Source organism: Chloroflexota bacterium, assembly GCA_020850535.1.
Classification (GTDB): domain Bacteria; phylum Chloroflexota; class UBA6077; order UBA6077; family JACCZL01; genus JADZEM01.
Genome location: JADZEM010000176.1, coordinates 39,545 through 48,095 on the forward strand (window position 1 = coordinate 39,545; position 8,551 = coordinate 48,095).

The 8,551-nt window shown below is 66.9% G+C and carries 7 protein-coding genes and 1 riboswitch; of the genes, 4 read left to right on the top strand and 3 right to left on the bottom strand.

The window, feature by feature from the left end; translation table 11 throughout:
* Positions 1-6: 6 nt before the first annotated feature.
* Positions 7-1,122 (bottom strand): glycosyltransferase family 2 protein, encoded by a 1,116-nt coding sequence (locus IT306_25380; GenBank protein ID MCC7371776.1) that lies wholly within the window; start codon positions 1,120-1,122, stop codon positions 7-9.
* 1 nt (position 1,123) lies between these two features.
* On the bottom strand, positions 1,124-2,140 hold the full coding sequence (locus IT306_25385; GenBank protein MCC7371777.1) for a glycosyltransferase family 2 protein: 1,017 nt from the start codon (positions 2,138-2,140) through the stop codon (positions 1,124-1,126).
* A gap of 612 nt (positions 2,141-2,752) precedes the next feature.
* On the opposite strand from IT306_25385, the gene IT306_25390 reads away from it, so the two are divergent.
* The 3 genes from IT306_25390 to IT306_25400 all read left to right on the top strand — a co-directional run bounded on the left by IT306_25390 (position 2,753) and on the right by IT306_25400 (position 4,488).
* Entirely contained in the window at positions 2,753-3,595 is an 843-nt protein-coding gene (locus IT306_25390; GenBank protein MCC7371778.1) for a class I SAM-dependent methyltransferase, read from the top strand.
* Between the two features lie 93 nt (positions 3,596-3,688).
* Complete coding sequence (gene rfbC / locus IT306_25395) at positions 3,689-4,246, top strand: dTDP-4-dehydrorhamnose 3,5-epimerase (protein MCC7371779.1); 558 nt, start codon at positions 3,689-3,691, stop codon at positions 4,244-4,246.
* Positions 4,246-4,488: a hypothetical protein gene (locus tag IT306_25400; protein MCC7371780.1), complete on the top strand. Its 243-nt coding sequence runs from the start codon at positions 4,246-4,248 to the stop codon at positions 4,486-4,488. The genes rfbC and IT306_25400 overlap by 1 nt, the downstream gene beginning before the upstream one ends.
* Before the next feature lie 316 nt (positions 4,489-4,804).
* On the opposite strand, the gene IT306_25405 is transcribed toward IT306_25400, so the two are convergent.
* On the bottom strand, positions 4,805-7,171 hold the full coding sequence (locus IT306_25405; GenBank protein ID MCC7371781.1) for a carbohydrate binding domain-containing protein: 2,367 nt from the start codon (positions 7,169-7,171) through the stop codon (positions 4,805-4,807).
* A 71-nt stretch (positions 7,172-7,242) separates the two neighbouring features.
* Positions 7,243-7,328: riboswitch (cyclic di-GMP riboswitch) on the bottom strand.
* A 284-nt stretch (positions 7,329-7,612) separates the two neighbouring features.
* Here IT306_25405 and IT306_25410 point away from each other — a divergent pair.
* Positions 7,613-8,323: a YdcF family protein gene (locus tag IT306_25410; GenBank protein MCC7371782.1), complete on the top strand. Its 711-nt coding sequence runs from the start codon at positions 7,613-7,615 to the stop codon at positions 8,321-8,323.
* Positions 8,324-8,551 lie beyond the last annotated feature (228 nt).

Here is an 8,551-nt window from a genome sequence, read left to right on the forward strand (position 1 = left end):
CCGGGACTACCACCTCACGACGGCGCGCGTTGCTCCGAGCAGCACGCGGAAGATCGGGTTGCAGATGCGTGCGGCCAGGGTGGCAGCAGGAGACGTGCCAACCTGGCCGAAGTCAAGGTCGGGGACACAGACGCCGAGGATGGCGCGGTCTGGCACGCGGCGCTGCTGCTGAGTCTGGCGGCGGGCGGCCATGATCTCATCCCAACTGGCGGCAACCCAGCGGTAGGCGCGCAGCTTCTCCTGCGCACGCTGGCGCTGGAGCAGCAGCACGTAGCCCCAGGTCAGCGCTTCGGCCAGCGCCAGCGACGGCAGCAGGGCCGCCAGCGTACGCCAGCGGTACGCCTTGAGCAGCAGCCGGTAGCGGTTGCGCTCCAGGTGGTACGTCTTGTTCGGGCCGAACCGCAGCTCGTAGTCGTGCAGCACCTCGGAGGCCGGCACGTAGCGGATGGTGTACCCGGCCAGCCGCACCCGCACCGAGAGATCGGTGTCCTCGACGTACAGGAAGTACGCCTCGTCGAAGCCGCCGAGCGTCTGGAACAGCGCGCGGCGCATGGCGAACGCGGCCCCCGAGATCAGGCCGATCTCTTCGTCCTGTGGGTAGCGGCCATGCGGCTGCCCAACCCCTCGGCAGAGCGAGAGGCCCGTCGGGTGCAGCTCGTTGCCGGCGGCGTTGAGCCGGTCCGGCGTCCGCGTCAGCAGGATCCGCGAGGTCGTCATGCCGGCCTCAGGGTGGCGCTCCAGGGAGCCGATCAGCCCGTCGATCCAGCCCGGCCGGACCTCAGTATCCGGGTTGAGGAACACCAGGTACTCGCCGGTGGCGTGCTGGGCGGCCAGGTTGCAGCCGTAGCCGAAGCCGCCGTTGCGAGCGCTGCGGATCAGGCGAACCGTCGGCAGACGGGCCTCGATCAGCTCAGCGCTCCCGTCGGTGGACTGGTTGTCCACGACGATGATCTCGGTGGCCGGGCGGCCCTCGCGGAGGATCGAGCGCAAGCACGCTTCGATCTTCTCCGCGCCGTTGTAGTTCACGATGATGACGCTCGCACTGGCGGCGACGACGCCGGCGTCACCAGTGCGCGTTATGGAATCTGCCGCCTTGGCGGGCGGCTGCGAGACGACCTGCACGCTACTGCGATCCACGTGGGATCAGCGAGAGCAGCAGCCCACGGACCGAGTGCAGGATCACCCCTGCGAAGAACGAGACGTGGCCGACCACCAGCAGCAGCACTGTGATCAGGCCGTAGCCGACGGCAAGCTGTCCGTAGTTGGTGTAGCGGTCCACGACGAACATCCCGAGGCCGAGACCGGCCAGCAGGATGATCAGGCCCGGCAGCGAGAAGAACAGCAGCGGGTGATGCTGACCGATCAACCGCATGATGCCGTTGAGGACGATCAGCCCGTGCACGAAGACGTTGCGCTTCGGCGGATCGTCGTACCGAATGATGATGGGGACTTCGGTCAGCCGCAGCCCGCGCTCGTGGGCCAGAAACTGCATCTCGGACTCGACCGAGAAGCTGCTCGAGCTGAAGCGGAAATTCTCCAGGGCGTGTTGCGAGAAGGCGCGGAAACCGCTCTGCGAATCGGTGACGGAGACGCCTGACGAGCGGTTGGTGATGAAGTTGAAGACGCGATGGCCCCAGATCCGTGCCAGCGGCACGTCGCTGGCCGGCTCCAGATAGCGGGAGCCGACGACGATATCAGCTTCGTCGTCCAGGACGGGCCGCACAACCTTCGGGATCTCGGCCGGGATGTGCTGGCCGTCGGCGTCGAGCGTGACGACGGCGTCCGCCTTGCGCTCTTGAGCGTAGCGAAAGCCGGTCTGCAAGGCGACGCCCTTGCCCTGATTCTCCTCATGCCGGACAACGGTTGCGCCGGCCCGGTGCGCGATGTCCGCCGTGGCGTCTGCCGAGCCATCGTCGACGACGATGACCTCGTCGACGTGGGGCAGCACCTTCAGGATCACGCTGCCGATGGACCGCTCCTCGTTAAAGGCCGGCACCACGGCGACGACTCGCGGATCAGTCCTGAGCCCTGGCTCGGCGCCCACCTCGCCGAGCAGCTCGCGGACGGTGTCGCGCGACGCTGGCGTCGCGTGCCGCCCCCAGGGCTCATCTCGCTCTCGTTCCAGTGTGCGCTGACTCATGCACCACTCCTGTTCTGGTCGAGGTGACGCTCGTGCAGGTCAGCCGCTCGCGTTCGATATATCGGGTAGAGATACCGAGCGCGATAGACCGACAGGCACGCCCCCCGCAGCGTCGCGGATGAGGCCGCAGGAACAGGATGTGTGTCGGCGGTTGATTACATCCCTGGCGACGTGTTGAGAACACGTTGACATACGCCCAGTACTTGATCATAGTAAAACACTGCATAGTCATCGTGAGACTTCACGAGAATGAGTATGATGTCTACTGACGATTTGATGACGACCTCTTGAAGATGTGTGAGCAGATGGTCAAAAAACGATGAGAGATACTATTCGACAATGCTCACTCATGGTGATGATCACTCATCATAACAATGAATGCGTCATTCCTGCCCATCGGCTTCTTGTGGGATTACAGGCTTGCTCAAACAGTTCTTGACGGGATGCTTGGGTAGCCTCAACCGTTGCTGTCGATGATGCGTGCAGGGCGGTCTGCCGTGCCTCGCTCTTGCGCGTCGGGGTGGCGTGTGGGGTAGCCGTTGACCGCGCAGCGCTCGGCAGGCTCGTCGCCTGATGGCGGTGGGTCTGTGCGACACACCGGAGGCAGCCTCCTTGGTGCTCTCATCCGTACGCTCGCCCGCTACAAGCGCCGGCCTCTCGAACGGCTGGCCTGGGCGCGCCATCCGCGAGCCATCACGGCGCGATGCCCACTACCTACACCTGAAGCGGCTCGTGCTGACGCTGTCGGCTGCCGCGGCGCGCTGTCTGGAGCCGACAGCGACCTATCGGATCCTCGACATCGGCTCCGGGCGGAAGCCGTATTTCCCGATCTTCGAGCCGTACGCCCGCGAGTACATCGGGGTTGACCCGGGCGATGGTCTCGGCCCAGACGTGCGCGGCGCTGCCGAGCACCTGCCGTTCGCCGATGCGTCGGCGGATGTCATCGTTTCGACCCAGGTGCTCGAACACGTGGACAACCCGGATGCGACGGTGGCGGAGTGGCGGCGCGTTCTCCGTCCAGGCGGGCTGGTCATTGCCTCGACGCACGGGATGTACCTGTACCACCCGATCCCGAGCGACCACTGGCGCTGGACCCACACGGGCCTTCGCAAGCTCTTCGAGCGGAACGGTCTGCGCGTGCAGTCGCTGGAGGCCTGCGAGCGGACGCTCTCGGTCCTGGTGATGCTGCTCGGCATCCACGCATCGACGTTTGCTGACCACCACGGCTTTGGCTGGCTGTTCCGAAGCGGGCTGGCAGGGGTACATGCGCTCATCGACCGCATCGACGGTGTCTCGACGAGCCAGGCCATTCCCGATAGTGCGCTTCGCTGGGGGGCGATGCCCTGCTCGTACGTGATCGTCGCCGAGCAGCCATCTGGCGATCCGCCGCAGGACGCCGCGCCAGCGCCGCTGCCGGCGGACTGTCCGGCTGCGCGCATCCCGACGCTCGTCTGAGCCAACCGCTTTCACCTTCACCCCGGCAGCCGGCCGCTCTGCGACTGGCCGCCGCCGTGCCCAAGACCATCGAGAGGGAGACCGCAACACAGCATGAAGTTCATCGACACCGGCCTCAAGGACGCCTACAGCATCGAACTGGAGCCGATCTCCGATCAGCGAGGCTTCTTTGCACGGATCTTCTGCGTGGACGAGATGCGCGCCCTGGGGATGGAGACGGACATCGTGCAGGTCAACATGTCCCACAATCTCCGGAAGGGCGTCGTCCGTGGGATGCACTATCAGGTTGCGCCAGCGCCCGAGGCGAAGCTGATGCGGTGCATCCGTGGGGCCATCTACGATGTGATCGTGGACATGCGCGAGGACTCGCCGACCTACCTGCAGTGGTTCGGCATCGAGCTGAGCGCTGAGAATCGCAAGGCGCTGTACGTCCCGCCGATGTTCGCGCACGGCTACCAGGCATTGACGGACGGCGCTGAGGTCTTCTACCCGACGACGGGCGTCTACACGCCGTCCTGCGAGCGCGGCATCCGCCACGACGATCCGGCCATCGGCATCCAGTGGCCGATCCCGCCCACCGAGATCTCGGCCAAGGATCAGTCGTGGCCTCTGCTGATTGTTGAGCGGCGGACGCCGGTGGCGGCACGCTGATGTTTCCCACCTACGGCCCGTGGACCCGCCTCCTCGAAACGACGGACCCGACGAACGCCGGTCTGGGGCCGCTGGTGGCGGTGATCGTCGTCCTGATCCTGCTGGTGCTGAAGGACGCGACCGGCGGCGTGCTCGACGCCGGCTCGAACCGGTTCGCGCGGGGGTTGACGATCGCCGTGGTCCCGCTGGCGATCGCCTTTCTGTGGATCGCCGGGGCACAGCTGCTGGTGGTGATTCGCTGACGACACGCCCCTCACCCCCAGGGCGATTGCATGTTGATGTCGTCGTGCGGCGTAGGCGGGGCTTTCAAGCCCCGCCTACGATCCTGCAGTCGCTGCGCGACGCGCCAGTCGCACCAGTGCCTGCCGTTCCCTGCGTCCGTCGCGCAGCGACGGTGTGACTGTAGGCGGGGGTTTCAACCCCCGACCGCCCGTTCCATGATGCTTCGGGGACACCAATCAACATGCCATCGCCCTGCCCTCACCCCCTGCCCGCCGCGCAGCGGGCCGGGGGGTGAGGTCGTCCCGAGGGCCGGGGGCGAGGTTACTTGCTGGGGCGTTACGGAAGCTGCGTCAGCACCACGTCGTCGATCCACGCGGCGCCGCTCGTCATATCCCACAGGATGTCGAGCCGGCCGCCGGCGAAGGTCGCCGGCAACGTGAAGGTGGCCGTCTGCTGGGTCCAGTTCGACGTGCCGGTGGTGTAGTTCGTCAGGCCGAAGATCTGGGTGCTTGGCGAGGTCTGCGGGTAGCGCATCGCGATGCCCTTGCCGACCACGCCCTGGGTCTTGACCCAGAACGACAGCCTGTACGATTTTCCAGCTATCAGTTGCAGGCCCTGGAACGAGTAGGTATCGGCCGAGCCAGACACCTTCAGCGAGCCCGCCGCTGCGTGGCCGGTCGTGCTGTCCCAGGAGCCAGACGGGCGTGCCTGCCAGTTGGCGGGGAACGTCCCGTTCGGCGTGCTGAAGTTGCCGTTGGTCACGAGGTTGACGGACGCTGGCGTGGCCGTCGGCGGCGCAGCGGTCGGGGTCTTTGTCGGGGTGGCCGTCGCCGGGGCCGAGGTCGGCGTCTTCGTGGCGGTGGCCGTCGGGCTGGGGGTGGAGGTTGCGGCGGCTGCCGTCGTGGGGGTTGCCGTTGGTGGGTCAGAGCTGCCCGTGCCGCCGGTGTAGCCCAGCTCTGCCAGGACGATGTCGTCCAGCCAGACGTTGCCGCCGGCGATGTCCCACTGGATGTCCAGTCGGCCGCCGGCCCAGGTGCTGGGCACGTTGAGGGTGGTGACCACGCTGGTCCAGTCCGTGGTGCCGTTGACCGGCGGCGGGATCTTGAGGATCGCCGTGGAGGGCTGGAGCTGCACGAAGCGCATGGTGGCGCCCTGGCCGGTGACGTTCTCGGTCTTGATCCAGTAGGTCAGCAGGTAGGACGCGCCCGGACGGACGGTCAGCGGGGACTGCGAGTAGGTGCTCGACGCGCCGCTGATCTTGAACGAGCCGGGGGCGTTCCGACCGACCGTCCCATCCCAGCTTGCGGACGGGCGCACCTGCCAGCCGCTGGGGAAGCCGCTGGTCGCGCTGGTGAAGTCACCGTTCACGACCACGTTCGGCCCCATGCCAGCGGGCGTCGGGGTCGGGCCAGCCTGCGGCGGGAAGGGCACCAGCTCGAAGAGCTTGCCATCGCCCGGCTCGAAGGGGATCGGCGTGCCAAGATCGAAGATCTCGCCGGTCTCGACATCCTTGAGGCGGCCGGAGAGCGTCGGCGCGAGCACAGAGATCGGCGTGGCCGACGAGCAGCTGCTGGTGTTCACGACGACGGCGTACTGCTTCGAGCTGTCTGCCGTGGTCATGGTGCTGATGTACGCGCCCGGTGCGCCGGACGTGATGAACTGATCGTCCACGCGGTGCAGCCCGAGGAAGGTGGAGCGGAGCGGTCGGGTTCGGGCCGCCTGCGCGCCGATCTCGGCGAAGAGGGTCGGGTTGTCCTTCAGGCCCGTCCAGCCCTGCTGACTGCTGTAGGCGTACCAGAAGATGCCGGTGGCCCCTTCGCCAAGCGCCATCCAGTGCTGGGCGCGCACCTCAGGCACGGAGGGCGTGCGGAGAGAGTAGGCGCCGCCGGTGCCGACGTTGTGGGTCTGGAGCACCAGCCAGAGCGGCTTGTTGGCCGGCCGGTTCGCGTTCATCCGGCGGACATAGTCCGCGAACGTGAATGTTGGGTAGCCGAAGCCGGTCATCATGAAGTTGCAGGGCGGGTTGTCCGCGCCGACCGGGTAGACATCGGCCAGGAGCATGTTGGCGCCGGAGGCCGCGAAGATCTGGTCGCCGCGGTTGACGCCGATGACCAGCGGGGCCGCGCGGCGGGCCGGGTCGCGCTCCTGGAACGCCTGTGTGGCGTAGCGGACCTTGTCGGTCTGCTCGTTGTGCGGCTCGTCGGCGACGTTGTACCCCTTGACGCTCGGGTGCGCCTTGACGCGGTCCACGAGCGGGTAGACGACGGTGCGGGCCTGCGCGATGGTCGCGGGCACGCCCACGTCGTACCACTGGGAGTGCAGCTCGGCCTGGGGGCCGAAGATCACATTGAACCCGAGGCTGTCCGAGACGCTCAGCATCGCCTCGTCGCGGATGGCCGAGTTGTTGTTGAAGAGGACGGTATCAAGCCCCTGGGCCTGCGAGTCGCGGATGAGCCGGTCGAAGTTCGCCGGCTTGCCGAAGATCATGTTGCCGTCGTCGAAAATGCCGAGCGGGAAGGAATCAGCAAGGGCGTCGGCTGGCGCGGCCACGGGGGCAGCGGCGGGGGCCGCCTGGACCGGCGGGACGGGGCTGGTGGTGGGCATGGCGATGCTGGCAACGATGGCGAGCAGGGCGGTGAGGCTGCCCAGCTGCTTGAGCCAGCCCCATGAGGGGGGACGATGATGGTGCGATGGGGTGTTCACGTTGAGACACGTCCTGCCTGAGAACAGGCAGCCACCACCCCATAGACGTGTCCTGGATCAGCGGCTGCCACTTCGGTAGCCCGGCTATCGTTCCCGTTGCGGGGGTAGACCCGTGGCTTTGCGTCGCGGCCTTTCGACCGTTTTGCCTTTATCGGTGCGATGTGCGCTGTCTGTGACTCCTCAATGGTGCTCGTCGGGCTGGCGATGTGCGCGTCGCCATGATCGTGCACGCGATGATTTCGCTGTGCATCGTGCAGCTATCCGAAGAAACGGACCTTCGATGTGTGCAGGGACGCTCGTAACAGTTCCGGTGAGAGTTTCATAACACTCTCATACGGAATCAGCGAAATGATGATCGATTGACTCACACATTTGTAGGAGTACTGGTGGCCGCGCGACTATCGTGGCGGCCGGCCGACGCGCTCCGAGATAGTATCCGGCGTGTCTGTGCGTATCCACCCCGAGCGGCGTGCTTCCTGGCCGTCAACGCGGCTGCTCCAGCGGCTTGCGCTGGGCCTGTTGCTCCTGCCCGTGGGGGCCGTGTCCCTCTCCCCGATTGGCGCGTTCCTGATCGTGGAGGATCAACTTGAGCCGGCCCAGGCTGTCGTCGTGCTGGCGGGCGGCTACCCGACGCGTGAGTGGGAGGCGGCGAACGTCTACCGTGAGGGGCTTGCGCCGCGCATTGTCCTGGTGCCCGAATGGTTCGAGGCAGATGGCGGGCGCGATGAGGACGACGACCGACCGACGCTGGCCCAGCGGCGCGCGTTGTTGATCCAGCAGGGGGTGCCGGCCTCGGCGATTGTGGTGGCGCAGCAGTACGCCTGCATGACGGCCGACGAGCTGGAGATCGCCGCCGGCGCGCTGGACGCTCCGGATCGGCCGGTGATCCTGGTCACCTCGAAGTACCACAGCCGGCGCGTCGCGGCGCTCTGGCGGCAGGTGGCTCCGGACGGCCCGCGTGGCCTGCTTCGGCCGGCCGCTGGCGATCCGTTCAGCCCCGACTCGTGGTGGCGGGATCACCGCTTCGTGATCCGGGTGGCGCGCGAGTATGTGGGACTGGTGACGGCACGGCTGCCGTTGCCGCGAGTCAGCGGCGCGTGCCGCGACCGCATCTTGCTGGTGACGCCGCTGGTCAACTGGCTGCTGAAGTAGCCCGGGCGGCTCGCCCGATCAGGGCGATGGCATGTTCATTGGTGTCCCTGAAGCATCATGGAACGGGCGGTCGGGGACTGAAGTCCCCGCCTACCGTCACACCGTCGCTGCGCGACGGCCGCCGGGAACGGCCGGCACTGGTGCGACTGGAGCGTCGCGCAGCGACTGCAGGATGGTAGGCGGGGCTTTCAAGCCCCGACGCGGCGGCACGACGCGCTCAACATACGA

Coding starts and splice junctions, on each gene's coding strand:
- IT306_25385 (MCC7371777.1), bottom strand. CDS start 2,140: ATGAGTCAGCGCACACTGGAACGAGAGCGAGATGAGCCCTGGGGGCGG.
- IT306_25400 (MCC7371780.1), top strand. CDS start 4,246: ATGTTTCCCACCTACGGCCCGTGGACCCGCCTCCTCGAAACGACGGAC.
- rfbC (MCC7371779.1), top strand. CDS start 3,689: ATGAAGTTCATCGACACCGGCCTCAAGGACGCCTACAGCATCGAACTG.